This is a genomic window from Candidatus Limnocylindrus sp. (assembly GCF_040397235.1).
In the GTDB taxonomy this organism is placed as follows: Bacteria; Chloroflexota; Limnocylindria; order Limnocylindrales; family Limnocylindraceae; genus Limnocylindrus.
Map to the genome: position 1 here is coordinate 38564 of NZ_JBBAWH010000006.1, position 25857 is coordinate 64420.

29 protein-coding genes, 2 tRNA genes and 1 riboswitch are annotated in these 25857 nt (G+C 64.6%); of the genes, 6 read left to right on the forward strand and 25 right to left on the reverse strand.

Annotated elements, in window-relative coordinates; genetic code table 11:
• Positions 1-254 precede the first annotated feature (254 nt).
• Positions 255-2603 (reverse strand): heavy metal translocating P-type ATPase, encoded by a 2349-nt coding sequence (locus tag AC3LB0_RS05560; protein WP_488650171.1) that lies wholly within the window; start codon positions 2601-2603, stop codon positions 255-257.
• A 58-nt stretch (positions 2604-2661) separates the two neighbouring features.
• Between AC3LB0_RS05560 and AC3LB0_RS05565 the strand changes: the two genes are divergently transcribed.
• Positions 2662-3192, forward strand: coding sequence for a methylated-DNA--[protein]-cysteine S-methyltransferase (locus AC3LB0_RS05565; protein ID WP_488650172.1), 531 nt, complete (start codon positions 2662-2664; stop codon positions 3190-3192).
• On the opposite strand, the gene AC3LB0_RS05570 is transcribed toward AC3LB0_RS05565, so the two are convergent.
• From AC3LB0_RS05570 to AC3LB0_RS05595, 6 genes are read right to left on the reverse strand one after another with little or no spacing between them, the layout of a single operon-like run.
• Positions 3189-3500: a hypothetical protein gene (locus AC3LB0_RS05570; protein ID WP_488650173.1), complete on the reverse strand. Its 312-nt coding sequence runs from the start codon at positions 3498-3500 to the stop codon at positions 3189-3191. The two genes, AC3LB0_RS05565 and AC3LB0_RS05570, sit on opposite strands and share 4 nt — an antisense overlap.
• On the reverse strand, positions 3497-4744 hold the full coding sequence (locus tag AC3LB0_RS05575; RefSeq protein WP_488650174.1) for a M24 family metallopeptidase: 1248 nt from the start codon (positions 4742-4744) through the stop codon (positions 3497-3499). Before AC3LB0_RS05575 ends, AC3LB0_RS05570 begins: the two co-directional genes overlap by 4 nt.
• Positions 4741-5157, reverse strand: a complete 417-nt coding sequence (locus tag AC3LB0_RS05580; RefSeq protein WP_488650175.1) for a hypothetical protein — start codon at positions 5155-5157, stop codon at positions 4741-4743. The genes AC3LB0_RS05575 and AC3LB0_RS05580 overlap by 4 nt, the downstream gene beginning before the upstream one ends.
• Positions 5154-6185, reverse strand: coding sequence for a 2-oxoacid:ferredoxin oxidoreductase subunit beta (locus tag AC3LB0_RS05585; RefSeq protein WP_488650176.1), 1032 nt, complete (start codon positions 6183-6185; stop codon positions 5154-5156). The genes AC3LB0_RS05580 and AC3LB0_RS05585 overlap by 4 nt, the downstream gene beginning before the upstream one ends.
• Positions 6182-8062 carry a 2-oxoacid:acceptor oxidoreductase subunit alpha gene (locus AC3LB0_RS05590; RefSeq protein ID WP_488650177.1) on the reverse strand — a complete coding sequence of 627 codons (1881 nt, stop codon included), beginning with the start codon at positions 8060-8062 and terminating at the stop codon, positions 6182-6184. Before AC3LB0_RS05590 ends, AC3LB0_RS05585 begins: the two co-directional genes overlap by 4 nt.
• A 30-nt stretch (positions 8063-8092) precedes the next feature.
• Positions 8093-8749 carry a hypothetical protein gene (locus tag AC3LB0_RS05595; protein ID WP_488650178.1) on the reverse strand — a complete coding sequence of 219 codons (657 nt, stop codon included), beginning with the start codon at positions 8747-8749 and terminating at the stop codon, positions 8093-8095.
• A 41-nt stretch (positions 8750-8790) separates the two neighbouring features.
• Here AC3LB0_RS05595 and AC3LB0_RS05600 point away from each other — a divergent pair, with 41 nt between their 5' ends.
• Positions 8791-9180, forward strand: coding sequence for a hypothetical protein (locus AC3LB0_RS05600; protein ID WP_488650179.1), 390 nt, complete (start codon positions 8791-8793; stop codon positions 9178-9180).
• A 6-nt stretch (positions 9181-9186) separates the two neighbouring features.
• Here the strand turns inward: AC3LB0_RS05600 and AC3LB0_RS05605 are convergent, their stop codons facing one another.
• From AC3LB0_RS05605 to AC3LB0_RS05620, 4 genes are all read right to left on the reverse strand, one after another.
• Positions 9187-10047: a class I SAM-dependent methyltransferase gene (locus tag AC3LB0_RS05605; RefSeq protein ID WP_488650180.1), complete on the reverse strand. Its 861-nt coding sequence runs from the start codon at positions 10045-10047 to the stop codon at positions 9187-9189.
• Between the two features lie 10 nt (positions 10048-10057).
• Entirely contained in the window at positions 10058-10345 is a 288-nt protein-coding gene (locus tag AC3LB0_RS05610; protein ID WP_488648498.1) for a 4Fe-4S dicluster domain-containing protein, read from the reverse strand.
• 77 nt (positions 10346-10422) lie between these two features.
• Entirely contained in the window at positions 10423-10665 is a 243-nt protein-coding gene (locus AC3LB0_RS05615; RefSeq protein ID WP_488650181.1) for a hypothetical protein, read from the reverse strand.
• Entirely contained in the window at positions 10662-11606 is a 945-nt protein-coding gene (locus tag AC3LB0_RS05620) for a cytochrome c oxidase assembly protein (RefSeq protein WP_488650182.1), read from the reverse strand. The genes AC3LB0_RS05615 and AC3LB0_RS05620 overlap by 4 nt, the downstream gene beginning before the upstream one ends.
• Positions 11607-11700: 94 nt before the next feature.
• Here AC3LB0_RS05620 and AC3LB0_RS05625 point away from each other — a divergent pair, with 94 nt between their 5' ends.
• Genes AC3LB0_RS05625 through AC3LB0_RS05635 form a run of 3 tightly spaced genes read left to right on the forward strand, consistent with a single transcriptional unit; the run spans position 11701 to position 13484 of the window.
• Positions 11701-11865, forward strand: a complete 165-nt coding sequence (locus AC3LB0_RS05625; RefSeq protein ID WP_488650183.1) for a hypothetical protein — start codon at positions 11701-11703, stop codon at positions 11863-11865.
• Positions 11866-11880: 15 nt separating this feature from the next.
• The gene (locus AC3LB0_RS05630) at positions 11881-12966 is read left to right on the forward strand and encodes a plastocyanin/azurin family copper-binding protein (protein ID WP_488650184.1); all 1086 of its coding nucleotides are present in this window, start codon (positions 11881-11883) and stop codon (positions 12964-12966) included.
• Positions 12963-13484: a TlpA family protein disulfide reductase gene (locus AC3LB0_RS05635; RefSeq protein WP_488650185.1), complete on the forward strand. Its 522-nt coding sequence runs from the start codon at positions 12963-12965 to the stop codon at positions 13482-13484. Before AC3LB0_RS05630 ends, AC3LB0_RS05635 begins: the two co-directional genes overlap by 4 nt.
• A 34-nt stretch (positions 13485-13518) precedes the next feature.
• Here the strand turns inward: AC3LB0_RS05635 and AC3LB0_RS05640 are convergent.
• The 3 genes from AC3LB0_RS05640 to AC3LB0_RS05650 all read right to left on the reverse strand — a co-directional run bounded on the left by AC3LB0_RS05640 (position 13519) and on the right by AC3LB0_RS05650 (position 14463).
• A tRNA-Met gene (locus AC3LB0_RS05640) sits at positions 13519-13593 on the reverse strand.
• A gap of 43 nt (positions 13594-13636) precedes the next feature.
• Positions 13637-13966: a rhodanese-like domain-containing protein gene (locus AC3LB0_RS05645; RefSeq protein WP_488650186.1), complete on the reverse strand. Its 330-nt coding sequence runs from the start codon at positions 13964-13966 to the stop codon at positions 13637-13639.
• Positions 13966-14463, reverse strand: a complete 498-nt coding sequence (locus AC3LB0_RS05650; protein WP_488650187.1) for a DUF2203 family protein — start codon at positions 14461-14463, stop codon at positions 13966-13968. Before AC3LB0_RS05650 ends, AC3LB0_RS05645 begins: the two co-directional genes overlap by 1 nt.
• A 58-nt stretch (positions 14464-14521) precedes the next feature.
• On the opposite strand from AC3LB0_RS05650, the gene AC3LB0_RS05655 reads away from it, so the two are divergent.
• Positions 14522-14596: transfer RNA gene (locus tag AC3LB0_RS05655), tRNA-Lys, on the forward strand.
• Positions 14597-14600: 4 nt separating this feature from the next.
• On the opposite strand, the gene AC3LB0_RS05660 is transcribed toward AC3LB0_RS05655, so the two are convergent.
• The 11 genes from AC3LB0_RS05660 to AC3LB0_RS05710 all read right to left on the reverse strand — a co-directional run bounded on the left by AC3LB0_RS05660 (position 14601) and on the right by AC3LB0_RS05710 (position 25732).
• On the reverse strand, positions 14601-15287 hold the full coding sequence (locus tag AC3LB0_RS05660) for a Pr6Pr family membrane protein (RefSeq protein ID WP_488650188.1): 687 nt from the start codon (positions 15285-15287) through the stop codon (positions 14601-14603).
• A 63-nt stretch (positions 15288-15350) separates the two neighbouring features.
• Positions 15351-16877, reverse strand: coding sequence for a Kelch repeat-containing protein (locus AC3LB0_RS05665; protein WP_488650189.1), 1527 nt, complete (start codon positions 16875-16877; stop codon positions 15351-15353).
• On the reverse strand, positions 16877-17887 hold the full coding sequence (locus AC3LB0_RS05670) for a plastocyanin/azurin family copper-binding protein (protein WP_488650190.1): 1011 nt from the start codon (positions 17885-17887) through the stop codon (positions 16877-16879). The genes AC3LB0_RS05665 and AC3LB0_RS05670 overlap by 1 nt, the downstream gene beginning before the upstream one ends.
• Positions 17888-18556, reverse strand: coding sequence for a QcrA and Rieske domain-containing protein (locus AC3LB0_RS05675; RefSeq protein ID WP_488650191.1), 669 nt, complete (start codon positions 18554-18556; stop codon positions 17888-17890).
• Between the two features lie 13 nt (positions 18557-18569).
• Positions 18570-19157: a cytochrome b family protein gene (locus tag AC3LB0_RS05680; protein WP_488650192.1), complete on the reverse strand. Its 588-nt coding sequence runs from the start codon at positions 19155-19157 to the stop codon at positions 18570-18572.
• 3 nt (positions 19158-19160) lie between these two features.
• Complete coding sequence (gene extP, locus AC3LB0_RS05685) at positions 19161-19889, reverse strand: selenite/tellurite reduction operon b-type cytochrome ExtP (protein WP_488650193.1); 729 nt, start codon at positions 19887-19889, stop codon at positions 19161-19163.
• Positions 19886-21748 carry an FAD-dependent oxidoreductase gene (locus AC3LB0_RS05690; RefSeq protein WP_488650194.1) on the reverse strand — a complete coding sequence of 621 codons (1863 nt, stop codon included), beginning with the start codon at positions 21746-21748 and terminating at the stop codon, positions 19886-19888. The genes extP and AC3LB0_RS05690 overlap by 4 nt, the downstream gene beginning before the upstream one ends.
• Before the next feature lie 149 nt (positions 21749-21897).
• Positions 21898-22383: a thioredoxin-dependent thiol peroxidase gene (bcp, locus tag AC3LB0_RS05695; RefSeq protein ID WP_488650195.1), complete on the reverse strand. Its 486-nt coding sequence runs from the start codon at positions 22381-22383 to the stop codon at positions 21898-21900.
• Entirely contained in the window at positions 22380-24515 is a 2136-nt protein-coding gene (locus tag AC3LB0_RS05700; RefSeq protein ID WP_488650196.1) for an ATP-binding cassette domain-containing protein, read from the reverse strand. Before AC3LB0_RS05700 ends, bcp begins: the two co-directional genes overlap by 4 nt.
• A gap of 4 nt (positions 24516-24519) precedes the next feature.
• The gene (locus AC3LB0_RS05705; RefSeq protein WP_488650197.1) at positions 24520-25077 is read right to left on the reverse strand and encodes an ECF transporter S component; all 558 of its coding nucleotides are present in this window, start codon (positions 25075-25077) and stop codon (positions 24520-24522) included.
• 1 nt (position 25078) lies between these two features.
• Positions 25079-25732: a thiamine diphosphokinase gene (locus tag AC3LB0_RS05710; RefSeq protein ID WP_488650198.1), complete on the reverse strand. Its 654-nt coding sequence runs from the start codon at positions 25730-25732 to the stop codon at positions 25079-25081.
• A gap of 16 nt (positions 25733-25748) precedes the next feature.
• Positions 25749-25855, reverse strand: a riboswitch (TPP riboswitch).
• Positions 25856-25857: the final 2 nt, after the last annotated feature.

A 25857-nucleotide genomic window follows, 5' to 3' on the forward strand; every position in this document is an offset into this window, starting at 1 on the left:
CGAACGTCAAAGTTGAAGCTGATGCTGAGCAATTTCGAATACTGAACGTAGTATTAGTCGCTTGGTATGTAATTGAATTCCAGCCTGGACCCTGACTGGTAAGCGTGTTTGGGCCGATCGAACTAGCAATGGCGGCCGACGCTAGAGCTAGGCTGGCGACCCCACCCGAGATTAGCCCCAAGTACTTGTTGCGACGCATTTTCTTACCTCCCCTTACTCAGAATCTGGTTCAGATGCGGAGAAGGTAGCAGGTTTTAACGCGGATTCCTAACAGGATTCAGGTTGTTGCGTTCTAACGGCAGCCTTCGCAGCCTCAGAGCATTCAGCACCACCGTCACGCTCGATCCACCCATGGCGGCGGCGGCGAGTGCTGGGTCAAGTCCGATGCCGAAAGTTGGGAGCAAGAGGCCGGCGGCGAGTGGCACCAGGATGATGTTGTAACCAAAGGCCCAACCAAGGTTCTGCTTGATGATGCGCGTGGTGGCGCGCGCAAGATCGACGAGGAGTGGCACACCGCGCGGGTCTGCGCCGCTCAAGGTTGCAGCCGATGCATCGATCGCGATCTCGGTTCCGCCACCCATGGAGATACCTACGTCAGCAGCGGCGAGTGCTGGCGCGTCGTTCACGCCATCTCCCACCATCGCTACGGGCCCACTGCTGCTGCGTCGAATCTCGGCGATCGCCTCGCCCTTACCGCCAGGAAGAATGCCGCCGCGGGCGCGCTCTGATGGAATGCTGAGGTCGTGGGCGATGGCGTTCACCACCTCTTGGCGATCGCCGCTGATGATCCACGACTCAATGCCGCGTGCGCTCAGTGCACGGATCGCGGCGGCGCTCTCTGGGCGAACCGTATCGGCAAGGCTGAGCGCGCCGGCAGATTCGCCGTTGATTGAGATAAAGAGCGGCGTGCGTCCCGCAGCCGCCTCTCCTGATGCCCACCTGGTGAGCTCGGGGTTGATCGTGGCGGTGAAGGCCTCGGTGCCGATGCGCACCGCTGCACCATCGACGGTTGCGCTTACGCCATGCCCGGCGTGCATGGCGAAGTCGGTGGCGCTTGCCGTGACAGCGCCTGCGGCACGCACGATCGCGCGGGCGAGTGGATGTTCCGATGGGTTCTCGACCGCGGCGGCGATCTGTAGGAGTCGATCGGTGTTGCCGGCGAGCGGGCCGTCGGCGAGGGCGATACGGCCGACGAGGGCGTGCTGGCCGAGGGTGAGGGTGCCGGTCTTATCCCAGACCACGGCGCGCAGCTTCCCTGCCGCCTCGAGGATGGCGGCGTCGCGCACGAGGATTCCCGCCTCGGCGCCGCGGCCGGTGCCGGCGATCACGGCGGTGGGGGTGGCGAGGCCCATTGCGCAGGGGCAGGCAACCACGAGCACGGCGATGGCGGTGGCCACGGCGCGCACCAGGCGCGGCTCCGCCCCGAGCAGGTACCAGCCAACGAAGGTCGCCACGGCGATCAGCAGGATGGCCGGCACGAATACCTCTGAGATGCGGTCGGCGAGGCGGGCGATCGCAGGCTTCGATCCCTGCGCGCGCTCGACCATGGCGACGATGCGGGCCAGCGTGGTGTTCGCGCCAACCTGTGTGGCGCGCATCACAATTGCGGCGTCGGTAAGCAGCGTGCCTGCGGCGAGTCTGCTCCCTGGACCGCGCTCTACTGGGAGCGACTCACCGGTGATCGCCGACTCATCAACGGCGGCGCGTCCACTCACGATGATGCCGTCTACAGGGATGCGCCCACCAGGACGAATGCGCAGCAGGTCACCAGCGATGATCTTGTTCACGGCGATGGTGGTTGCGGTTGGGGCGTCGGCGGTTGCAAGCAGCTCTGCCTCGCGCGGTTGAAGCGCCAGGATCCCGCGCACCGCGCTGGTTGTCTGCTCCTTGGCGCGCGCCTCCATCCAGCGACCGAGTGCGACAAAACCGAGAATGAGTGCCGCGGCGTCCCACGTTGCGTGCGCCGGAATGCCAACGCGCATCAGCTGCGAATGGAAGAGGGTAATCGCCACCGACCAGCTCCATGCCGCCGTGGTGCCGAGACTGACGAGCGTCTCCATGGTGAGTGAACCGTGACGAAGTGCGCGCAGTGCGCGCGAGTGGAAGCGCCAGCCAACGGCGAACTGAATGATGGTGGAGGGCACGATCAGGATCCAGTTGACACGCTCCATGCTAATAAAGAGCCACGGCTGCAACATCAGTACCATCGCGCCGAAGCCGAAGATCGTGGCGATGATTCCGTCACGGAGAAGTCCGCGCGTCTCTTTGGTGCGCGCGGCGACGAGCTCGGCATCGAGTGCGGCGCGCGCGTCCTGTGCATCGGCGTCCCCTTCACGTCCGGCGAGGACGAGTGCGGCGGCGGGAACCTCGTATCCAGCTGCGCTGATCACCGCAGCGAGATCGGCAACGCCCGTTGCCTCTGGCGCGTACTGAATGGTGGCCATCGAGGTCGCAAGGTTCACGCTCGCCCCGCTCACGCCGTCGGCCTTCTTCAGGAATCGCTCCACGCGGTTCACGCACGAGGCGCAGGTCATCCCAGTGACGGGGAGGGCAATCTCCGCCACGGGGGTGGTTGGCGCCGCAGGAACAGGCTCAGTCAACATACTCAGGGGGAGTATACGCCTCATCTGGCCGATAAGTGCCTCGGGCTAGGCTGCGCGCATGAAGATCTATTCGTGGACGAGCCCGTGGGGAGTGCTGCCCGTTGCGGTGGAGAACGGCCGCATCTGTGCCATCGCCCTCGATCCAGGTGCGCCGTTTGCGCCTGCTGCCACGACGGCGGTTGGCCGCCGATCTCCAGGGCCGATCACCAGTGCACGTGAGGTGAACCGCATCCTGAACGCCGCGCTACGTGGGCAGCTCAGTGCGCGAGAGCGACTCGCGGCCGTCGACCTAACTTGGGCGACCGAGTTTGAGCAGCGCGTGTTCCGTGCGTTAGCTGGCGTGCGCTTTGGTGCCACGGTCACGTATGGCGAACTTGCAGCGGCGAGTGGGTCGCCACGTGCCGCGCGTGCCGTGGGCGGTGCGCTCGGCAAGAACCGCGTGCCCGTGCTGATCCCCTGCCACCGCGTGTTGGCGTCAAACGGCATCGGTGGATTCGGTGGTGGCGCAGGGAGCAGCTGGCGTCCTGGGGCAACGGATCCAATTGCCTTCAAGCGCGCACTGCTGCGCGGCGAAGGGGTCGACGCTTAGGCGTGCAGCGTCAGGCTGTGGAAGCCGAGCACCACACGCGCTCGCGGTGAGTCGGCAAAGATCAGCGCAATCTCACCTTCGCGTACGAGGCTCTCAATGATGCGCGCCTCGCGCTCCGGAAGGCCGATCCACGCTAGGCCTTCGGGTGTCTCGATGCGCGTGGTGATCTCTTCATCACCAGGTAGCCCATAGGTTCGTCGCAAGTCATGCAGCGGCACATACGGTCGCGCCTTGGCGATACGACGCACCTGCGCCGGTGTCGCCTGACGAACCTGCTGCTGTGCGCTTGCGACTGGACCGTCGGTCATCCGGCTACCACATAGAGGTCACGCTTGGTGTGATTCAGCGCATCCACTGCGCTGTCGCCACAAAGGACGATGTCTTCGATGCGGGCACCGTTGACACCCTCGACGTAGATGCCTGGCTCGATCGAGAAGGCGTGACCCGGGACGAGTTTCGTGGTGTTCCCCGCGACGATATACGGATCCTCGTGCTCCTCGAGGCCGATTCCGTGCCCGGTGCGGTGGAAGAAGCGGGCCCCCTCCCCTGCCGCGTCGATCACGGCGCGGGCGGCGGCGTCGACCGATTCGCAGCTCACCCCTGGGCGAACATGATCCATCGCCGCCTGGTGGGAGCGCTTCAAGATCTCGTAGCGGCGCAGGTAGTCGTCGCTTGGTGGCACCGCCCCGTTCGGGCCGGTCACCCAGATGGTGCGCGTGGTGTCGGAGCCGTAGCCGCCGAAGACGCCACCAATGTCGAGCACGATCGCGTCACCAGCGTTGATCACGCGCGATGAGGCCTCGTGATGTGGTGAGGCCGAGTTCGGGCCGGAGCCAACGATGGCAAACGATGAGACCTCATGCCCAGCACCGGTAAGTCGCTCGCGCACTTCGCGCGCCACATCGTTCTCGGTGCGACCAAGCAGCTTGCCGCTCGTGATCGCCATCACGACGGTGTCCACAGCGCGACCCGCGCCGCGGAGCAGAGACGCCTCTTCAGCTGACTTCACCATGCGCAGCTTGCCAATCACATGCGACGCCAGCTGTGTCTGGGTAATGGCGCCGTGGGTACGCAGCGCCGCCTCAATGCGGATCAAGAAGGTTGACCAGAGTCGGTCAGAGACAGCCACGCCGCGCGCAGCAGAGCCAGGTCGGCCGCCAGCCTTCACTGCTGTTGCGACAAGGGCGAACGGATCGTCGGTTTCGCCAAAGGGGACGCGGGCCACGTGACCACCGCGCATTGCGGGGGCGTCACCAGCCATGCCTGTTTCGAGTCGCGGCACGATGAGTGTTGGTGCACCGTTCGCTGGAATCACCAGCATGGTGAGTCGCTCCAGTGCTGGTGCGGCGTAACCGGTGAGGTAGCGCATGTCGGCGCCGAAGCCGAGCAACACGGCGTCAAGGCCGGCGTCGTTCACCGCGTCACGCGCGGCGGAGAGTCGCGCAGCGTAGGCGGCGGGGCCGATGAGCTTCGCCTCGAGGGCGTGTCCGGCGCCAAGCCCTGGGGTGGCAGCGGCGTAGGCGGCGTCAATCTCGGCGCTTCGGTTGCTCATGCACCCTCCTCAGTTGCTCTCGCTGGACTCGTTGCCGGTGGCACCGGCAGATCGAGTAGCCCTGCGAGGATCGCATGCCCGCGCTCAAAGAGGGCGCGGTACGGCATGGCGCGCACCGCCCCTGCGGCGATCAGGCTCGCCCGCCCCTCTGGATCGTCGTGCTGGACCAGGGCGAGGACCCGTGCCCCGGTCGCCGCCACGGCCCGAACCGCCCCCTCGGCGTCGTAGGCGCGGGCGGTGGCATCGATGGCCACCAGGTCGGTGGGGGTGGCAGGCTGAGCGGCGAGGAGCGCAAGGAGGGGCGCTGGCGTGGTGAATCGCTGGACATCAGCGCCAAGGGTGCGCCCCTGTCCTTCGAGTCGGGTGGCCCAGATAAGATCGTCGGCCAGCACCAGAAGGCGCGGCGCGGTCACTCGACCGTCCAGGTCTCCCCTGAGGCGAGGAGCTTCTGTAGGTCGACGGGGCCCTTCGCGGCGCGCGCCGCCTTCGCTCCATCGATCTGCTCCACCAGGAGCTGGTCGTGTGTTGGGCGTGGCACGCGACGGAAGACGCCAACTGGCACTGGGAAGTCGGGCCACCACATGCGGCTCAAGATCTGCGTGCGCGTGGCATCAGGGTCGGTCTCGTCGTGCACCCAGAGGTCGGCAACGCTCACGCCGTTCTCGCCAATGGTCACGACCTCTGGTCGTAGACCGTTGAGGCGAATCCCCTTGTTCTTCTCGGCGCCGAAGATCATCGGCTCGCCGTGCTTCAGCACCAGCATGCGATCCTCTTTCACCGACTTATCGGTGAAGTCGCGCCAGGCGCCGTCGTTGAAGATGTTGCAGTTCTGCAGCACCTCGAGGAAGGCGGCACCCGAGTGCTCGCCGGCACGATGCATCATCTCTTGCAGGTGCTCGGAGTGCGTATCAACTGATCGAGCGATGAAGCTCGCCTCGGCGGCGGCAACGAGGTTGAGCGGAATGATCGGCGTTTCGATGGTGCCGAGCGGCGTCGACTTCGTCTTCTTCCCCATCGGCGAGGTTGGCGATGCCTGACCCTTGGTGAGACCGTAGATGCGGTTGTTGAACATGATCATTTTCATGTCGACGTTGCGGCGCATCGCGTGGATCAGGTGGTTGCCGCCGATGGAGAGGGCGTCACCATCACCGGTGATCACCCAGACCATCAGGTCAGGACGCGCCGCCTTGAGGCCAGTTGCAATGGTTGCCGCACGGCCGTGGATCGTATGGAAGCCGTAGGTGTTCATGTAGTACGGGAGGCGACCCGAGCAGCCGATACCAGAGATGAAAACGATCTTCTCCTTGGCGACGCCGAAGGTAGGCATGGCCTTCTGAGTCTGCGCCAGGATCGCATAGTCACCGCACCCTGGGCACCAGCGCACATCCTGGTCGGACTCGAAATCCTTCTTCGTCAGCACAGGGAGCTCAGACTGGGTCACTTTGCGGCCTCCACACTCTCGCCGAGGATTGACTCGGCCTTCGCCTCAATCTCACCGATCTGGAACGGCTTGCCGCGCACCAGATTGAAGCCCACCGCATCGACCAGATACTTGGCGCGAATCAGCATGCGCAGCTGGCCGGCATTGAGCTCGGGCATCAGCACGTGCTTGAAGTTCTTCAGCATCGCACCGAGATCGTTCGGGAGTGGGTTCAGGTAGCGCAGGTGGGCGTGGCTGACGCGCTTGCCGCGCGACTGCAGGCGCTCGACCGCCGAACGAATCGCCCCATAGGTTGAGCCCCAGCCCAAGATGAGCAGGTCGCCAGTGGTCTCACCATAGATTTCGGTCGGTGGAATGTCGCGGGCGACGCGCGCCACCTTCTCGGCGCGCAACAGGTTCATGCGGTGGTGGTTATCGGGGTCGTAGCTGACCGTCCCCAACTCGTCGAGCTTCTCGAGGCCGCCGATGCGGTGCTCAAGCCCTGGCGTTCCAGGCACCGCCCACGGGCGTGCCAGCGTCTCGGGGTCGCGCTGATACGGTCGGAAGCCTGGCTTGTCTGAGGCGGGTGCATTCTCGACCTTGATCGATGGCAGGTCAGCAACGTTCGGAATGCTCCACGGCTCGGCACCTGTCGCCAAGAAGGCGTCGCTCAAGAAGACAACCGGCGTCATGTGGTGCAGCGCGATGCGCCACGCCTCGATCGCCATCGTGAAGCACTCGGCGGGCGTTGCTGGTGCAATCACGGGAATCGGTGAATCGGAGTTGCGGCCGAACATGCTCATCAGCAGGTCGCCCTGCTCGGTCTTCGTTGGCATACCGGTCGACGGACCGGCGCGCTGCACATCAACAACCACGAGTGGCAGCTCAACCATGACGGCGAGACCGAGCATCTCAGCCTTTAACGCCATGCCAGGGCCAGAGGTGGTGGTCATGCCCATGGCACCGCCGTATGCGGCACCAACCGCGGCGCCGATCGCCGCGATCTCATCTTCGGACTGCACCGTCTTAATGCCGAGGTGCTTGTACGACGAGAGCTGATGCAGGATGTCGGAGGCTGGCGTGATCGGATAGCTAGCCAAGAAGAGGTCGCGCTCGGCGAGCTTTGACGCCATCACGAAGCCGAGGGCGGTCGCCTCGTTGCCGGTGATGTTGCGATACGTGCCGGGTGGTAGGTGCGCTGCGGCGACGCGGTAGTGCGTGTGGAAGATCTCGGTCGTCTCACCGAAGGCGTAGCCAGCGTGCAGTGCACGACGGTTCGCCTCGGCGATCGCATCCTTGCCGGCGAACTTCTCGGCGATCCACTTCTCGGTGCCAGCCATTGAGCGCTCGTAGAGCCAGAACATCACGCCAAGGGCGAAGAAGTTTTTGGAGAGCTCGACCTGCTTGCTGCTGAGGCCGAGGCCCTCGCAGACACCAGCGACCATCGTTGACATTGGAATCTCGTAGAGGTTGAACCCTTGCAGGCTCTGGTTCTTCAGCGGATCTTCGGCGAAGCCCGCCTTGCGCAGGTTGATCTCGTTGAAGGCGTCGGTGTTCACGATGATCGCGCCACCTGGAACCAGGTCGCCAAGGTTCACCTTGAGCGCCGCTGGGTTCATGGCGACGAGCACGTCGGGGCGGTCGCCCGGCGTGTGAATGTCGCCGCTCGAGAAACTGATCTGGAATCCCGAAACGCCAGGGAGCGAGCCGGCTGGTGCGCGAATCTCGGCCGGGTAGTCGGGCAAGGTCGAGACGTCGTTGCCGAAGAGTGCGGTCGTGGCGGTGAACTGCGAGCCGGTCAGCTGCATCCCGTCGCCCGAGTCGCCGGCGAAGCGAATCGTGACGCGGTCAAGCTCGGTTACCGTGCCGTGCTGCGCTCCCGAATCGGGGGTGGTCACGTCGCTCGTACTCCTCTGCCCGTGGGTCGATTAGCGCCCAGACCGGGCGCGTCCACGCGAGACTACCGCATCTGGGTAGGCGACCCGTAGGGCGGCCAGGAGGCGCTCCTCGTCACGGCGGGAGAGGAAGTGCCAGAGCAGATAGAGGGTGACGCCGATGGTCCAGAGCACCCCAGCGACAAGCACGCCCGCGTGCATCCCCCCGGCCCCCACCTGGGCGAGGCTCTCGTTGAGTCCCGCCCCCCAGAGGAGCGCCGCGGCAATGGAGTAGCCGATCGTCATGACGCTGCCGTAGCCGCTCAGCCGACCAAACGAGAGGAACGAGAGCTTCGGTGCGTCGGGTTCATAGAAGTAGGATGCCTCCAGCCGATGGACTGCCAGCACGTCACGACCGAGTCGCGCGTTGATAGTGCGCTCCAAAAATTCTGCATGTCGTCGCGCAAACACCGTGTAGTAGAAGGTGTAGCCCGCCTCGAGAAAAGCGAACGGAACCACAAAGAGGAGAGTGACGGCAACGGGCGCGTCAACGCTGAGGCCAGAGAGCGCAAGGAGTACCAGGCTCACGACACCCCAGATGGTGATCTGTCGAAAGAAGAGTTCCGAATACGCGCCGAGCATGCCGCGCATGCGGTCGAGCTGCGCCTCAAGGATGCGGAGCTCTTCTGCTCCCCCACGTCGTGCCACCATCGTCTCCTCCTTAACTAATTGCTTGCGGGTATATTCGCATGATGAAGCGATTGACCGTGCTGCTCCTGACCCTCGTTGCCGCCACGAGCCTCGCGGCCTGCGGCACCGCCATCGGGCCTACTGGCACCCCGGCGTACACGGTCACCCGCAGCTGGTCGAACGGCATGGAGGAGCAGGCGGTCGTCTATGCCGATGGCCGGACCGTCATGACCCACGAACAGCACTCCGAAAGAGTTACCCTGCCAGCCGATCAGATGGCCACACTTGCCGCAGCGGCCGCTCTCGAGATTCCTGCGGGCGCCAGCAGCGACGACCCGATCATTGGGGTCACGATTGGCGCCGGCGCACCGATTCGACCAGCGGGGCTTACGAAGGATTCCCTTCCTGAACTATTGAATCGGCTCCTCGATTCGCACACCCTGAATCCGTAAGGGCTGCTAGCGCGCGGTTGCCTCGATCAGCACCAGGTGCCGCCCCAGCACTTCGGCGCGTCGATCCGCAAAACGTGAGCCGAGCATCTCCCCCGCCGCCTGCTCCAACGTCGCCGGGTCAAAGTTCGGCGGGGCGAGATCGATCACCGCAATGCGCCCACCTGGCGCGAGCCATGCGTGAGCCACATCGATCATGCGGGTGCGCGGCTCCGCGGCGAGCTGACTCAACACGAATGGCACGACGACGAGGCCGGCGGGCGCCCCCTCTGGCCCCTCATCAATTGCGCGCGGATGCAGATGTGCGGTGAGACCGTGGGCGATCAACCTGCGACGGGCGCGCTCCAGGCGATCTTCGCGCGCGTCGTAGGCGCTCGTCTCGCCGCGCGACGCGAGCAGCACCGTCCAGAACCCGATCCCTGCACCGAGCTCCACGATACGACCCTCATACGGGAGTGAATCAAGCCAGAGCACGGCGCGGTCGAGTTCGCCCTGCCAGGTTGCACCACCGAGTGGTCCGCGATCGTATGGGGCACGATTCAAGTACCACGCCTCAAGTTCGTCAGGATGCTGTGGTGGTGGCAAGAGGCCAAGTCGCGCTGGAACGCCACTCTCACCAGCATCGGGTGCGCCGCTAACTGCAGGCGCTATTGGTGTTGGTGTCGATGCGAGTGGAATGCCGACGGGTGGTTGCGCACCTTCGGCACGTCGGCGCAAGCCCTCCTTCAGCTTTGCTTTTAAATATGGCTGGCCGGGTGCTCGCTCAAGACAGGCGGCACAGAGAAGGGTCCATGCCGAGAGGTCCTCAAGCGTTGTTGCAGATACGGGGAGACCGCACCAAGAGCAGGAGAATGGTGCGACGGCGCTCAAGGCGCCCGCCTCAGCGCGGCTTGGCGGTGTCGACGGCGCTGCGCGCGCCAGCCTTGTCCTTGTACCAATCGGCGTCGATCTGAATGTAGCCAGACCACTGCGCCGGTACCGACTCGGCCGGGAAGATTGAGTTCACTGGGCACTCTGGCTCGCAGGCGCCGCAGTCGATGCACTCATCTGGGTCGATGAAGAGCTTGCGATCGTTCCCCTCTTCGAAGTGGATGCAGTCCACGGGGCAGACGGCGACGCACGACTGGTCAAGTACATCAATGCACGGTTCTGCAATAACGTAGGTCATGGTCGCGAGCTCCTCTCTCTCTTATCCCCTGCTGGAGACCTGTGCGCGAGAAGGTACCACTTCCCGCCCGACTTGCCCTACATCCCCGAGGGCTGATACCCCGCGTCAAGGAACCGAGCGGGGTCGTCCTGGAAGTCGAGGAGGCAGCCACGCCCGCAGAAGTAGAAGCGCTCCTGCCCAGGGGCGCTCACGTCGAGTGCTCCACGATGGCGGTCGGCCTGGCCGGCAACGGCGAGCCCTGCGACTTCAATAGAGGCGGTGAGGGCGTCAGGGGCGATCGTCACCTCCATGCCGCAGACCGGATCGATTGCCACGCTCACTCTTCACTCCTCTTCCGCTCCGCGAGGAGCACCTCTCGTCGACGGATCTCCGCGATTGCGGCCGCCGTCTGCGCCTCATCGTATCGCGATTCGGGGCGATCCTCAGACTTTGCCAGCGCGGCCAAGACCACGAAGATCGCGGCCAGGAAGAGCGCGTCGCCAACGAGCCACATGATCGCGCCGGCGAGCTGCTGATCCTCGAGGGGCGACGGCCCCCAGGTGCGCTGCAGCGTCAGGTAGTGGGGGTAGAGCGGGGTCGTTGACCACATGATCGCCACACCGAGGAAGCTGTTCTGTGGCATCTGGGTAATGAGGTAGGCCAGCGCACTCCCGCCGCGAAGGCGGTGCCTGATCGGATCAACAGAGAAGATCGGCGCCCAGAAGAGGAGGGCGGTGCCCAGATAGAGCGAATGCTCCATGTTGTGGATGAAGGGATCCTCAAGTGCCGCCTCGAACAGGGTCGACAGGTGTGTCCCCCACATCACCGCGATGAGGAGTGTCCATCCGACGAGCGGGTGGCTGATCACCCCAACGGCGCGGCTCTGCAAAATGGCGAGGATCCGCGCGCGCCAACGTGGCGAGGCGACGCGCAGGAGCAGGGTGACCGGCCCCGCCTGCAGCAGCAGGATCGGCACGGGGAAGAGCAGGATGAGGTGCTGAATCATGTGCATCGAGAAGAGGGTGGTGTCGTAGCGCTCGATACCTGACTGCAGCGCTAGGAGAACGAAGGCAAGCGCGGCAGCGAAGCTGACCGTGCGGCGACGTGGATACGGGTTCCCCGGATGTTCGCGTGCCACCTGGCGGATCGCACGGGCCCAGAGCAGGCCAACGAGCACAACCGCAACTGTGACAACGGGTGGCCAGGCCCAGTAGAGGAGCGACTCAGGGGAGAGCTCCGGCGGGATCGGCCCATGGGTCGGGACCAGCAGCAGATGCGTCATACCCGCATCTTCGTCCAGTTCGTGATTTTTTGGGCGGCGCTACAATCACCGAGGCAGAATCGACCAGCCCCTCAACTGAAAGGTGGGAGCAGCCATGAACAAGTACGCCTACGCATTTGGCCTCCTCTTCGTGGTCCTCAGCGCCGTCTATCTCTTCGTCTCGAACGACCTGCAGGGCGCCACGCTCCTCTTCGCCTTGGGGATTGCCATGGCGACGATGACGCTGATCCTGATCCACGCGATGAACACCGACAGCTAACGGAGCCACACCGACATGGAGTTTCTCCGCTCCCTTCTTGAGTGGGTGATCTCACTCCTTGGGCCATTCGTCTCCCCCGACTGGGGCGCACTCATCAAGCTCATCCCACTCGGCGTCCTTCTTTTGGTCGTTGCCTTCTACGGCTGGGTCTTCTGGCGCTTCCGCCGCGCCGGGCCTCGTCGCATCGGCATGCCGATCCGCAAGCCACAGGTGCCATCAGGCGTTCACCTGCCTGGGCCAAGCCTCGCACCCTTCCTGATCTCGGCAGCATCGGCCGCACTCTTCTTCTCCGTGGCACTCGGCGGCCCAGCACTCGCCGTCGCGGGACTCCTCTTCGTCTTGGCGCTCGTTGCCTGGGGCCGCGAAGCGGTCCGCGAGTACGACGCACTCGGCGCAGGCTCAGCGATGGCGCTGCGCGCTGACGATGCCGCAGCAACAACAGCGCCGAACGGCCCACCAGAGGGTGTTCATCTGCCGCCGCCATCGCTCCTGCCACTCCTCGTGAGCGCCGGCGCTGCCGTGATGCTCTTCGGCGTTGCGGTTGGTCTCGAGTTCGCACTTCTTGGCACGCTCATGACGGCGCTCGCGCTGATTGGCTGGCTCCTTGATGCAGGGCGCGAATATCGCGCCACCGCCGAGGCCGATACAACTGGCCACCTGGTCAATCCGACGCCACGCAAAATGCCAACGGTGGCCATCGCACTCTTCAGCATGCTCTTCCTCTTCTTCGCCGGCTCGCAGGCTGGCGTGATCGGCGGGAGCGGCGCAAGCCCGTCACCGAGCGGCGAACCCGTTGCCTGCGCCGAGAGTGGCACCGCGACCGTCACGATGTGCGCTGAGCTCATAGCCTTTAATAGCGAATCAATCACGGTGCCGGCTAGTGCGCCATTTACCATCCGCTTCGTAAACTACGACGCAGGAATCCCGCACAATGTCGCGATCCACGAGGATACGGGCACCGGCCCAGAGATCTACCTCGGCGAGATCTTCAACGGTGCCGATGAGCGCACCTACGACGTGCCCGCCCTCACCGCCGGGAAGACTTATGTCTACATCTGCACCGTCCACCCGAACATGCTTGGGGCGATCGTCCTGCAGTGACCAGCCTGGCGCGCATCCGTCGCGTCGCAGTCGCACTCCTCGCCGCTAGCCTGATCGCCGCCTGCGGCGGCCCCACCGCCAGCAGCGACGACCTTCTGGGCCGAACGATGCGGATCGGCGAGGCGCACCCCCTCACTGACCCGACCGCTACGTTCACCTCGTGGCCAGAGGTTGCGGGTGGCAACCAGCGCATCCTGTTGAACTTCTGGGCGAGCTGGTGCATCCCCTGCCGCGATGAGATTCCGCTCCTCTTCGACTACTCCGCCAGCTTCGCCCCTGGCGCCACAGTGCTCGGCGTTCTCTATAGAGATTCGATTGGTCCGGCAGCAGCCACCGCGGCGGAGCTCGGCGCAACCTGGGTGACGCTGATCGATGCCGACGGCGCTATCGCTGCGCAGGTGCCGGTAAATGCCGCGCCGCTGACCCTGCTCCTTGACGCAAGCGGCGTGGTGCTCGACTACCGCGTCGGTCCGTTCACCAGCGTTGCAGAGATCGCCGAATTCGCCGACGGCCCATAGGCGGGCGTGCCCCGATACGGGGTTGAAGTCCTCTTGGTTGCGGGGGATGGATTCGAACCACCGACCTTCGGGTTATGAGCCCGACGAGCTGCCACTGCTCCACCCCGCTCGCGAAGTATCGGCAGCGCGGGGCAAACCGTCAAATGCGCAGCTTATTCCCCGTACGTAACGGGGAGCCCTGCGGCCTCCCAGTCGGAAATGCCGCCCGCGAGGTTCGCAACGTTCGTGCGGCCAGCGGTGCGCAGTGCCAGCGCCGCCTGACCTGAACGACCACCCGAGCGGCATTGCATGATCAGCGCCCGACCTGCGGGGATCTCGTCTTGGCGTGCCACAAACTGCGAGAGCGGAATCAGCAGTGCACCAGGGATGCGCACCTCGTTCCACTCCGACTCTTCACGAACATCGATCATCAACGGGGCATCGGGTCCTTCGAGGAGCGCCGCCGCCTCTGCGGGGGCGAGTGTCAGCGGGAGACCGCTCACTAGCGCTCGGATTCGGCGGATGCGGCGAGGCGGCGCAGGAACTCCGCGACCGGCAGGCGCGAGCCGTATCCGTCGCCCATGTTGTGCGCGAAGAGCACCTCGTCACCATCCCCCTCCTCCCAGCAGAGCAGGAACTGGTGGCCGAAGGCGATCGCTGGAAAGTCGACGAGGCCGCGATCAATATCGCGCAGCTCAACGCCCCGGCCGGTGACCCGATCGACGCTCGCCTGCATCTGATCTACCGCGGCCCGAATGCGCATCTCAACCACCGAGCTACTGGCTAGTTTGTCGCGAAGGGCAGGGTCGAGGTCAGCCGGCTGCAACTGATTCTGGTCGGCGCCACCTGGCAGGGCGCCCATGCGCTCGAGGCGGCGGAGGCGCAACAGGTCATCCTTCATGCGCTCGAGTTCGATGCGCTGGTCACGGAGGAGGTTGATGATCGGGCGCAGCCCGGCCAGCTCCTTCGTCGCCGCATCAATGGTCCATGAGCGCCTCATGCCCCTATTCTCCCACGCCCAGGGCTCATAATGCGGCCCGCCGTGGGAGAATCTGCGCGGGCCGGTAGCTCAGCGGTAGAGCAGGGGTCTTTTAAACCCTTGGTCGCGGGTTCGAACCCCGCTCGGCTCACCAACTCCTATGCGTTCCCCCGTCGCCGAAGCAGGCGCTCGGCGCCCAGATAGAGGAGCGCCACGACGTACCCGCCAATGATGACGCCGCCCATCAACATCAGGACCGATGCGTATCCATACTTGATGACGTTGAAGAACCCATACGGATAGACCGAGGCAATCGCGCCGTGCAGCAGCGTATAGGCCAGATACGCGATTGGGATGATGAAGACGGCGAACGTATCGCCGAGCGGGAATCGGCCGCGCGGTCCTGCAATGGCCCAGACGAGGATCGTCAGCACGGGGGTGATGTAGTGCTGCAACAGATTGGTCACCGCGTACCAACTCTGCGGGTTTGCTGAGCCTGCGAGGAGCAGGTGGTAGAGGACTATCGTCATCGTGATCATCAGTAGTCCAGTGTTCCGAAGGCGGTTGAAGATCCGACCCGTGCGTTCCGGGTTGAGGTAGAGCGCGGTCAGGGTGATTGCCACCACAATGTTGGACCAGGTGGTGAAGTATCCGTGGGAGTCATACACGCGACCGATAGCTCCAGCGAGTCCTTCTGCGTGGCCGCCAAACAAGTTGCTGCCTGGGTCGTATGGGGTGCTCCGCGGCACTAGGCCGAAAATGTTCACTACCTGCACCATGCCGTAGCCGAGCCACGCGATGAACGCATTGATGCCGTAGAGGCGCTTGGCGGTTGCTGTGTTCATGTTTCCTCCCACTTCACACCCGGGCAGGTGTTTCGCGGAAGTATACGGCGGTAGCGAGTCGAACTAGCGGGCGGATGCGCCCTTGCGGCCGAGCTTGGCCCCGACCCACGCACGGAAGCGCTCACGCTGACCGTAGGCGACTGCGGCACCGAGCATGATCACGAAGTTGAGTGTCCATGCGCCCGCTGCAGAGAGGAAGCCGATCTGCTGACCAACCTCACCCTGGAGGGCCAAGCCAGGAACGGTGAGGCCGAAGAGGCCGACGCGGAAGACGGGCGCCTTTGGCGATGTGCCGGCAGAGAGTGCCCCCGCGCTATATGCGCCAGAGGCATCCGCACCGCCGAGAAGGAGCACATGTGCACCGATCACAACGCCGCTCGCGCCGACTCGCGCGCCGTCGGCTGGGAGGTTGCTCAACTCAACAGCCGTCCAGGTGGTGATACCTGTTGCGGCGGCTGGCGCCGCCCAAAGCACGCTTGTTGTTGCCGCTCCACCAATCGTGCCACCTGCGACATAGAGGGTGCCGTTGGCACTCCACATCGCAGCACCGTCGCGTGGGGTTGGCAGGTTGCTCTCTAATGCCCCCTCCTCCCAGCGGAAGATCGTGCCGATCTCGGCATCACCCTGCGCCTCAGCGTCGGGATTCACCACTGGGGCGCTGTGTGCCTCACCAACTGCAGGGGCAACGGCGATGTCGCCGCGAAGCGCTGCGGCGGCCGGTCCGCTCGCGTCATCACCGCCCCAGACGTAGATTGAATCGCCAACAACCGCCGCGGCGGCGAAGCTTCGCGGTTCCGGAAGCTCCATGAAGGTTGCCCACGGCTCGAGTTCGCCGCTGGCGCCGAGCTTCGCCTTCCATACGGTGGTGGTTGGTGAACGGTCAGTCCCCTCGCCGCCGAGCACCACGATTCCGTCAGAGACGACGGTGACCGACGCGCCAGATCGTGCGGCCGGCAACTCAAGTGCGTCGAGTCGCTCCCATGCAGTGATCAAACCACTGGTTGCGTCAGGTGTTCCTACGTAGACCGATGCGGTTGCAGGTGCGGTGTCAGATGCGCCACCGATGATGTATGCCTTGCCGGCGAAGAAGGCCACGCCCGCATGGGCGCGCGCCTCAGGGAGCGGCGTGCCAGCAGCCCAAGCGCTCAGCCCCGCGGCATCAATGGTTGCAACGGAGACGTTCGTCGTGGCGAGGCGTGTTGCCGCGCCGCTCGTGCCGCCGACGTAGTAGAGATGTGAGCCAGCCTGCAGTAGGGAGCCATCAACGCCATCACCTGGCAGGTCTCCCTCGGTCGCGCTCTTCCAGGGGATCAGTGCGCCAGCGGGTGCTGGGCATGGGAGTCCCTCATTCTCCGCAGGGCAGATGTTCACGAGGGAGGCGAGGTTGAGCCCAAGCTCAACGGTTGGCGAGACGGTCAGGTAGTAGGCGCGGTCTGGGATGTAGCCGAGCATCAAGATGATGACGAGGGTCCAGAGCACTGAACGGACACCAGCCCAGCCCCAGCCATCAGCGTCGAGGAGGCCGAAGAGCACGCGGCGCGGCGCGACGGCTCCTGGGCCAATCGCGCGTGGATCGCCGCTGCCGCTCATCACTTCACCGTCAGCTTGCCGACCATGTTTGGGTGCACGGTGCAGATAAACGCATAGGTGCCGGCCGTGAGGGCTGGAACGTTATAGGTGCGCGTGCCAATGCCCGCGAAGATCTCACCCTTGAAGACTTCGGCTCCTGTTGCAGTACCAACGTGGATCGCGACGTTGTGTGGGACTCCAACATTGTTGTTGCTAAAGACGATGGTGAACAGAGCACCAGCCGCCACCTCAAAGGCACTCTGCTCGAAGGCAATCGGATTCACGGCGCTAATCTGGTAGGTCTCCCCCGTTCCGCCAGATGGCATCGGAGTGGCGCTTCCCGTTGGCGTCGGGGATACGGCGAAGGCATCTTTCCAGCAGGCAGGGACCGGAGTCGCGTCTGCAGCAGGCGCGTACGCGACGTCGCGCCAGCCGGTGACCTCCACCATTTCGCCCGTTGCGGGATCCCTCACCTCAACGGTGTCCGTATTGGTTGCACGCACCCAGGCGATCAGCTCTTCAATCTCGCGGTAGTTCATCGGACCACCATTGGTGTCGGACCACACGCCCATCAGTGAATTTGCATCTCCGCAGATGTAGCGCCCGCCAACGGTGAGCACATTCAGCAGGTACTGCGGCGTGAGGTGGGCGAGCAACTTCCCCTGGTCGTTGAGCACTGGCCCGATGCCGCCCTGGCCCTGTGCGCCGTGGCAGCGGGCGCAGTTCGCCTCAAAGAGGTTGTAGCCGCGCTTCACCGTCTCCAGGTACTGCTCGCGCTTTGCTGCGTCGAGGCGCGACGAGCCGGTCACGCCCGGGAGACCCTGGTCGTAGAAGGCGTAGACGATGATGAAGAGGGTGACGATGGCGATGCCGAGAAGTGCCGCCAATCGCGATGAGCCGCTCTGGTTGACGATCTTTGCGGCGCGGTCTGCAGTGAGGCCGCGCGTTTGGATCTGGCTCGGGCTCGAGAGGCGCGGCACCGGCGTGCTCACCTTCTCGCTCGGCACTGGGAGCTGCTTCTCGTCGCTCATCTAGATGCAACCTGTGGCGGCGCGTGGCGCCTCAATCCCTGGTGCGCCGATCGCGAGCGGTACCGTGCCGAGGCTGATCTTGCCGGTGTCGAGGGTCAGAACGCCGTCGTTGTCGACCACCGCAGCGAAGCGGTCCATGCCGCGTGCGGCAGGGCCGAGCCCCTCCGCCTTGGTGCCGAGTCGGTCGTAGCGGCTGCCGTGACAGGCGCACTCGAGCCAATAGGTCTTGATGCAGGGGTTCGGCTTGCAGCCAAGGTGTGGGCAGCGCTGGTAGAGGGCGCGAACATTCAGTGCGGCACCATCGCCGGTTGCATCTTCGCCGGCCACGAACTCTTGGCGGTTCGGATCAACCAACATGATGAAGGCGCGCGCATCTTGCACATAGGCGGGGTAGCCCTCGGCAATGGGGAGTCCCGCGTTGGCGTCGATCAGTGACTTGAGTGTGCCGACGCGAATCTTGCCGCCGAACCCTCCTTCAAGGTTTGGCCAGAGGAAGCCGAGGGTTCCGGCGGTCACCTGGACCAGCCAGAGCCCGAAGCCTGCGCCGATCGAGGTTCGTAGCAGTCGTCGTCGTGAGATCCCCTTGACCTCCTCGTGGCGCAGCGCCTTGATGGTCTGCGCGGTGAGGGCCTTCGGCGTGTCGCTCGGCTCAACGCTGTAATGGCTCACCGCACTCCTCCGATCACAAGCTGAAGAAGAAGCCGGTCGACCACGGCAGGATGAAGGCGTAGCCAGGGCCGCGGAAGAAGATACCGATGAAGGTCACCGCAAGGCCAACAGCCCAGAGCACGGAGAAGAGCGTCACCTCGAGCTTGCGCTCCGATGGCTTCGTACTGTGGATGTTGCGGCGATCAAGATACGGAATGAGCGCCGAGCCAACCAGCACAGCAGCTGGCGTCAGCGCACCAGCAACGGTTGGGTGGAAATAGGCGAGCAGCTCCTGCAGGCCCAAGAAGTACCACGGCGCCTTCGCTACGGCGGGCGTGACGTTCGGGTTGGCGAGCTCTTCGAGCGGAGCATTGATGAAGAGGCCAAGCAGTAGCAGGAAGATGCTCATCGCCACCGCCGACAAGAACTCGATCGTCAGAAGGTGTGGCCAGGTCAGGACCGTGTCATCTGGCTCCTTCTGCACACGAACGACGGCGTCTTGCTTCACGAGTGCGAGGAGTCGGTACGGTCGTGCCGCCATCGGCACGCGCTGCTTGTCGATCTCCGTCTGGCGCGACGGATCTACCGGCAGGGAGCTCGCTGGGCGCTGCTCGTCACTCATAGATCACAGCGGTCCGCTGATGCCGCCGTCCTTGCGGATCCGCCAGAAGTGGACCGCGAGAAAGACTGCCGCCAAGAGTGGGAAGACCATCACGTGCAGCACATAGAAGCGAAGCAGCGTGTTCTGCCCTACCTCGAGGCCGCCCAGCAGGAGCAGCTTCGATGGGGTGTTGAGGAGCGGCGCGTAGCCGGCCATGTTCGAGCCGATCGTGATCGCCCAGTAGGCGATCTGGTCCCACGGCAGCAGGTAGCCGGTGAAGCTGAGCATCAGGGTAAGGAAGAGCAGGATCACGCCAACGACCCAGTTGAATTCGCGTGGTGGCTTGTAAGCGCCGTGATAGAAGACGCGCATCATGTGCAGGAAGACGAAGAAGACCATGAGGTGCGCGCCCCAGCGGTGGATGTTGCGCGTGATCTGTCCGAATGGAATCAGCGTTTGAATCTTGAGAATGTCAGAGTAGGCCTGCGTCGCCGACGGCGCGTAGAAGAACATCAGGTAGACGCCCGTCACGGTAAGGACCAGGAAGAGGAAGAAGCTCAAGCCGCCGAGGCAGAAGGTGTAGGCGAACTTCACCGCATGCTGGCGCACGCGCACCGGATGGAGGTGCAGGAAGACGTTGTTCATCACCGCATAGGCGCGACTTCGCTCGTCGTTGGGGTAGGCGTTGCGGAAGACGGAGCGCCAGGCTGCAGACCTGCGAACCGCCTGATCGACCCTCGCCAGTAGGCTCACTGTGCCCCTCCCGCTACGCCAGCGACTCCGGCCAACTGACCATCCCGGTAGGACTCCTTGTAGAGGCGTCCGTCCGAGCTGATCTCTTGTAGTTCGAACCTCTCCATCGTAATCGCGTCGAAGGGACAGCGCTTTACGCAGAGGGCGCAGCGGATGCAGCGCTCCTCGTCTAGGAGCATTGCCGCACCGTTCTCCCAGCCGTACGCCTCGGAGAGTTCGGGAAGGGCGCCCTCCGACTTGAGCTGGTTGATGTCGACCATGTGGATGACCCCCTCGGGGCATACGTCGGCGCAGGCGCCGCAGAGGACGCAGCGCATCGGGTCGAACCAGATGTTGTAGTTGCACATGAGGCAACGGGTGCTCTCGGCGACTGCCTGCTGCGCGCCGTAGCCGAGCTCAACCTGGGTGGCAAAGTTCTCTGTCGGGTCCCCTGACGGAAGGCGCGCGGCCAGCGGCAGCACCGGGATGTGCTGGCGTGGGATGCGGTCGTAGAACTCGGGCATCTCATGGCGCCACGAGCTGGTGATCTTCACGTTGGTGTCGACGGTGATCTCGGCCTGTCCGTCGAGGTAGCGGTCGATGGCGTATGCGCACTTCTTGGCGTGGCCCGCCGCCTCGATCATGGTGGCAGGGCCGGTGACGAAGTCGCCGCAGGCCCAGACCCCCTTGATGTTGGTGGCGTAGGTGGCCGGGTCAACCTTTACGCGACCGCGCGCGACTTCGAAGGTGCTCTCAACCGGGAGGAAGCCTAGCTCGGAGGCTTGCGACACGGCGGGGATCACGGTGTCAGCTGGCAGGATGAACTCGGAGCCTTCAATTGGAACTGGGCTGCGGCGACCAGATGCGTCTGGCTCGCCGAGACGATTCTTGATCATGCGCACACCGGTGATGTTGCCGTTCTCCCCGATCACTTCGAGTGGCGAGACGAGGAAGTCCATGCGCACACCCTCGCGTTCCGTCTCGCCGAGCTCCTCCTCGTCAACGACGAGCTCGGAACGGGTGCGACGATAGGCGATGGTGACGCGCTCTGCACCGTGGCGGAGCGAGGTGCGTGAGCAATCCATGGCGGTATAGCCGCCACCGATGACGACCACATCTTTGCCGACGCTGAGCGGCTTGCCGAGGTTGGCATCTTTCATGAAGTCCACGCCGTAGACGAGTCCGTTCAGATCGGCGCCCGGAACATCGAGGGCAACGGCGTTCATGGCGCCGGCGCAGATCGCGATCGCGTTGTACTGCTGCTGCAACTGCTCGAAGGTGATGTCGCGACCGACCTCGGTGTTGTAGACAAACTTCACGCCGAGTCGCTCAATGAGGCGCACGTCGGTCTCGATCGCCTCGCGCGGAAGTCGGAAGGCAGGAACGCCGATGAGCATCGTGCCACCGCCGTACGGCAGGCTGTCGTAGACGGTGACCTGGTAGCCCTTCACGGCAAGCTCGCGCGCAACGGAGAGGCCGGCAGGGCCAGCACCAATCACGGCGACGCTCTCGGCGCGTGGCGTGATCTCTGGCGCAACGTCGGGGATGCCCGACGCGGCGTGCCACTCAACAAGGAAGCGCTTCATCGCGCGAATCGCGAGCGGTCGATCGATGTCGCCGCGGCGACAGGCGCGCTCGCACGGCGCGGAGCAGACGTACGAACACATGGCGGCAATCGGGTTCGGCTCGCGGGAGAGGAGGTAGCCCTCTTCGAACCGACCCTCGGCGGCCAGGTTGAGGTAGCCGCGGCAGTTGGTGCCGACAGGGCAGGCCTCTTGGCACTCGATGTTGCACTGAAGCCAGGAGGCGTCTACTGGCTGGACGAGGAAGTCCTGCGTTTCAAGCGTCACAGTGAGCCTTTCGGTGTTGCCGCGAGTCATTGCTTGCAGGCCTAAGGGTAGCAGGGGCTCCCCAAAAGCGTGCTCAACGCGATAGTTGCAATCTGGCCACTTTTCCTTGTACTGAACGTGAATTTCTGCCAGAATCGCCGCCTAAGGCGGTGCCGGCGTCCCCCCAAAGGCACCGCCTTTTATCCCCTCTGGCTGGTGATCTCCGCAAGCACCTCTGCCGCATGCCCGGTCGGGGTCACGCTCTCCCAGACCTTCGCCACCCGCCCCTCGGGGTTGATGAGGAAGGTGACCCGATGGGTGCTCATGAAGCTCTTCCCCATCATCTGCTTCTCGCCCCAGACCCCGTAGGTCTCGGCGACCTGATGGTCGAGGTCGGAGAGGATCGGGAAGTTCAGCGAGAACTTGTCGCGGAAGGCCGCCTTGCTCGACTGGTCGTCAGGGCTCACACCCCAGACGAGTGCGCCCGCCGCCTGCAGGGCTGTCTCCGAATCGCGGAACTCGCAAGCCTCAATGGTGCAGCCAGGGGTGTCATCCTTCGGATAGAAGTAGATGACCAGCCACTTACTACGCGCAGCAAGGGTGCTGTGCTCTCCGCCCGTCGCATCGCGCAACGTGAAGGCTGGGGCTTCGCTACCGGCGGGTGGGAACGCCTTAAATGGACTCATGCCGCGAGTATAGCCTCGACAACGGCGCGGGCCACCGAGACCAGGAGACCGCCAAGGCTGAGGCTCACGATGAGCAGATCCGCACGACCAAATTTTGACGGTCGCCGTCGTGTTGGTGGCGCTTTACCTGTTGGGAGGCGCACGCCGCGCACCTCAAGGGCGATCGCCAGTTGTGGCACGGCGCGAATCACCGAATCAAACATGTCCACGAGGAGCAGCGGATCTGCGCCGCTTCGAGTGAGTCGGCCAATCGCGCGGCGTTCACGCGCCTCATCGCGCAGTGTCGGAATTCGCGCGGCGGTAGCGAGCAGAGCCATCGTTGGCGCGAATGGTGCACGGAGTTTTTCGATGAGCGTATCCGCCATGCGTAACGGTTCAAACGGGCGCAAGAGCACCAGGCTACCGGCGGCAAAGGCGAGGAGTCGCGTGCCAGCGCCGACCGCCTCTTCGACTGATGCGCCGCCGAAGAGGTTGGCGAGCACGATGCCCGCGAGCGCCGGTGTGAGCGCCAAGGCGAGTTTCAGTGTGGCAAGAATCTGCACACCAGAGACCCACGCCACCACGAGCACTGGAAGGGCGATCGCCACCTGTGCCACCGGCGTTGCGGGGCTCGCAGCAGCGAGGGCGAACCAGAAGAGAGCAAGGCCAAGGCGCGTGAGTGGATTGGCTGTACCGATCAGTCTTCGGCCGAGCTCTGGCGAGAGGAGACGTTCGGCGCTCTCGGCGACTCGCGCCGCAGGCGCTGGCAGGAGCGCCGCGAGGCCACCCTCGGCGATCTCGACGCTGCTCCCTGTCTCCTCGGGGTGGCGCACTCGGCGCAGCGGCCACGCGTCTGGGCGGCTCAGCGCACCCAGCCGTGCGTCGTGCGTGGCAATCAGCACAGCGCTCGTGCCGAGCAGCTCCCGATCGCCAAGTAGATCGCAGAGCGCCGCAACGCGCGCGTCGTCGAGGCCACCACTCGGCTCGTCGAGCAGGAGAACGTCTGGGGCTGCGGCAAGGGTCACGACGATCGCGAGTCGACGCCGCTCGCCGTCAGATAGTCGCCCAGGCGACGCGTCGAGAAGATGAGTGACGTCGAGGCGTTGGGCAAGGACTTCGGCACGGGCGGCATCACCTACGGCAATCAGCGCACGCGCCGGACGTGCGCCGAGAAGGAGGCCCGAATCTTGCGGCGCGAATCTGATCCGCAGTTCAGGTGTGGCGATTCGTTCGCCCCCATCAAGTGGCAGCGTCCCCGCCACAAGATGTAGGAGGGTGGACTTACCGCTCCCCGTGTCGCCGGTGAGTAGCGTTGTGGCGCCGCGCATCACGGCGAGGCTTGACGGCCCCACCGCGCGACCCTCCGCAGTGGCGCGCACCAGTTGCACGATCGGTGCCCCACCTCCGACGTCGCTGCGCATCTCACTCCAGGCTGGCGCAGCCGCTGGCACCACTGCCGTCGCGACGACCCTGCCGTTTTCGAGGCTGATGTGCTCTGCCGTTACGGAGCTCAGCAGCGAGAGGTCATGTGCCGCAATCACGCGCGTCGCACCACTCTCGCGCAACGTCGCTGCCAAGCGTTCTGCTGATCGTGCGTCAAGACCACCAAGCGGCTCATCGGCGATGAGGAGATCGGGCGATGCGACAAGGGCGACGAGTGCCGCCGCCGCCGATCGCTCGCCACCGCTAAACGTGGTGAGACTGCGATCAATCAGGGCGACCTCTACCGCCGCGTCGCGCGCATAAAGCTCGATAAGCGAGCGCATCTCCTCGGTGGGAACCCCTCGCGACTCCAGCGGTAGCGCCGCATCATCTAGTAGGAGCGGCAACGCATAGGTGGGGGCGGGGCCAGCCGCCACGTAACCGAGCCGCTCGCTGAGCGCACGTGGAATCCCTGACTCCGTTGCAGCGGCCGCAATCAAGTCGATCCCGCCGACACAAAGCTGCCCGCGCAGTTCGCCCGGAAGCACCGTGCCGAGCATCCCAGCGATCGCGCGCAAGAGGGTGCTCTTCCCTGCGCCAGAGGCGCCGCTCACAAGGAGCAGCCCACCGGCGGGAAGGCTGATCGAGGTTCCGCGCAGGTCGAGCGTGAGCCGATCAGATCCGGCCGGGCGCCAGGTCAGATCGGCGATCTCTAGAGCGAGCGGCGGCACGCCGTTAGGAACCGATCAGGTCAAGGGCACCGCTACGTCGAAGAGCCTTGCGCAAGAGCAGTGCACCGAGGCCACCGATGATCGCCGAGCTTGCCACCATCGCCGCCACCAGGGCTGCTGCGAACGAGGTGCTGACGTCGGGGAAGTAGAGGGGTAGATCATGCAGCGCCATGCCGACTCCCGAGAGTGCGCCAGCGGCCAGCGCCACGCGCCAACCGGCGACGCGATAGCCGACAGCGGCGAAGGCGAGTTCTGCGCCGATCCCTTGCGCTGCGCCAGAGAAGATCGCATCAACCGACCACTGGCTCGCGAGCAAGAACGAGACAGAGGCGGCGATCATCTCACCGGCGAGTGCCGCACCAGGGCGACGCACGATCAGTCCGGCGAGTGGCCCAGCAATCACCCACGTGCCAGCGAACAACAAATACTGCAACGGCAGAACGGCGGCGAAGAGTGGTGATGCGGCGCCCCACACCAGATTCCATCCGGCGAAGAGCACGCCTGAGGCGATGCCGATCGTTGCCACGGTGACGAGATCCATAAGTCCCCACGAACGCTTCATGCTACGCCTCCCCTTCACTCACGAGCACGGCACCGTTGTGGGCCGTGATGATTGACTCTGTGGCAGTTGCCACATTAGAAATTCCCCGCGTGCTGCCAGCAAGGAGCAGCGCAGAGGCAAGTGGCCAACGCACACCGGTCGCAGAGACCGTTGCATCGCCACCCCATGGCGTGATCGAAATGATGCGACCAGGTGTGCCGCGCAAGGTGACCCTTGCGCCACTACGCAGCAGCTGCGTCCGTGTCTGCTCATCAAGGATCACAACGTCTGCAGCGCCGCAGCGTGGGTGTGCCAACAGCGCAAGGGTGCCAATAGCGTGATCACTGCGGCCGCCCCAGGTGCAGAGCAGCGTGATCTCAGTCGCACCCGCATCGAGCGCCGCAAGAAGGGCGAGCTCGGTGTCGGTTGCATCTTTATTGGTCGGGAAGCGCGTCACGGTCACACCAGCCGCTTCGAGTTCAACAACGTCGCTTGCGCTGAGCGAATCAAAATCACCGACCACCCGGTGGAGGGGTAGACCGAGTGGTGCCGCGTGCCGGGCGCCGCCATCGGCGGCGATCACCAGTTCGGCGTCACGCCATCCGGGCCAGTGCGTATCGAGCAGCGCCGGATCGGGTCGATCGCCCCCCGCAAGAATCAACGCGCGCACAGGCACCTCGCTCTCTATCGCGCGGGGTACACCTGCGTCCTCCCTTCGCCGGCATGACCCGGATCAGGTTCGTAGGGTTCGCGGACCTTCCGCATCTCAGCGCCCGATGGCGCTCCCCTGTCGCGATGGCA

What these genes read in the sequence shown, in the direction of transcription:
- AC3LB0_RS05560 (WP_488650171.1), bottom strand. Translation starts at nt 2,603, where the DNA reads ATGTTGACTGAGCCTGTTCCTGCGGCGCCAACCACCCCCGTGGCGGAG.
- bcp (WP_488650195.1), bottom strand. Translation starts at nt 22,383, where the DNA reads ATGAGTCCATTTAAGGCGTTCCCACCCGCCGGTAGCGAAGCCCCAGCC.
- AC3LB0_RS05630 (WP_488650184.1), top strand. Translation starts at nt 11,881, where the DNA reads ATGGAGTTTCTCCGCTCCCTTCTTGAGTGGGTGATCTCACTCCTTGGG.
- AC3LB0_RS05595 (WP_488650178.1), bottom strand. Translation starts at nt 8,749, where the DNA reads ATGGTGGCACGACGTGGGGGAGCAGAAGAGCTCCGCATCCTTGAGGCG.
- AC3LB0_RS05670 (WP_488650190.1), bottom strand. Translation starts at nt 17,887, where the DNA reads ATGAGCGACGAGAAGCAGCTCCCAGTGCCGAGCGAGAAGGTGAGCACG.
- AC3LB0_RS05575 (WP_488650174.1), bottom strand. Translation starts at nt 4,744, where the DNA reads ATGAGCAACCGAAGCGCCGAGATTGACGCCGCCTACGCCGCTGCCACC.
- AC3LB0_RS05650 (WP_488650187.1), bottom strand. Translation starts at nt 14,463, where the DNA reads ATGAGGCGCTCATGGACCATTGATGCGGCGACGAAGGAGCTGGCCGGG.
- AC3LB0_RS05690 (WP_488650194.1), bottom strand. Translation starts at nt 21,748, where the DNA reads ATGACTCGCGGCAACACCGAAAGGCTCACTGTGACGCTTGAAACGCAG.
- AC3LB0_RS05610 (WP_488648498.1), bottom strand. Translation starts at nt 10,345, where the DNA reads ATGACCTACGTTATTGCAGAACCGTGCATTGATGTACTTGACCAGTCG.
- AC3LB0_RS05620 (WP_488650182.1), bottom strand. Translation starts at nt 11,606, where the DNA reads ATGACGCATCTGCTGCTGGTCCCGACCCATGGGCCGATCCCGCCGGAG.
- AC3LB0_RS05565 (WP_488650172.1), top strand. Translation starts at nt 2,662, where the DNA reads ATGAAGATCTATTCGTGGACGAGCCCGTGGGGAGTGCTGCCCGTTGCG.
- AC3LB0_RS05570 (WP_488650173.1), bottom strand. Translation starts at nt 3,500, where the DNA reads ATGACCGACGGTCCAGTCGCAAGCGCACAGCAGCAGGTTCGTCAGGCG.
- AC3LB0_RS05600 (WP_488650179.1), top strand. Translation starts at nt 8,791, where the DNA reads ATGAAGCGATTGACCGTGCTGCTCCTGACCCTCGTTGCCGCCACGAGC.
- AC3LB0_RS05665 (WP_488650189.1), bottom strand. Translation starts at nt 16,877, where the DNA reads ATGAGCGGCAGCGGCGATCCACGCGCGATTGGCCCAGGAGCCGTCGCG.
- AC3LB0_RS05625 (WP_488650183.1), top strand. Translation starts at nt 11,701, where the DNA reads ATGAACAAGTACGCCTACGCATTTGGCCTCCTCTTCGTGGTCCTCAGC.
- AC3LB0_RS05680 (WP_488650192.1), bottom strand. Translation starts at nt 19,157, where the DNA reads ATGAGTGACGAGCAGCGCCCAGCGAGCTCCCTGCCGGTAGATCCGTCG.
- AC3LB0_RS05660 (WP_488650188.1), bottom strand. Translation starts at nt 15,287, where the DNA reads ATGAACACAGCAACCGCCAAGCGCCTCTACGGCATCAATGCGTTCATC.
- AC3LB0_RS05705 (WP_488650197.1), bottom strand. Translation starts at nt 25,077, where the DNA reads ATGAAGCGTTCGTGGGGACTTATGGATCTCGTCACCGTGGCAACGATC.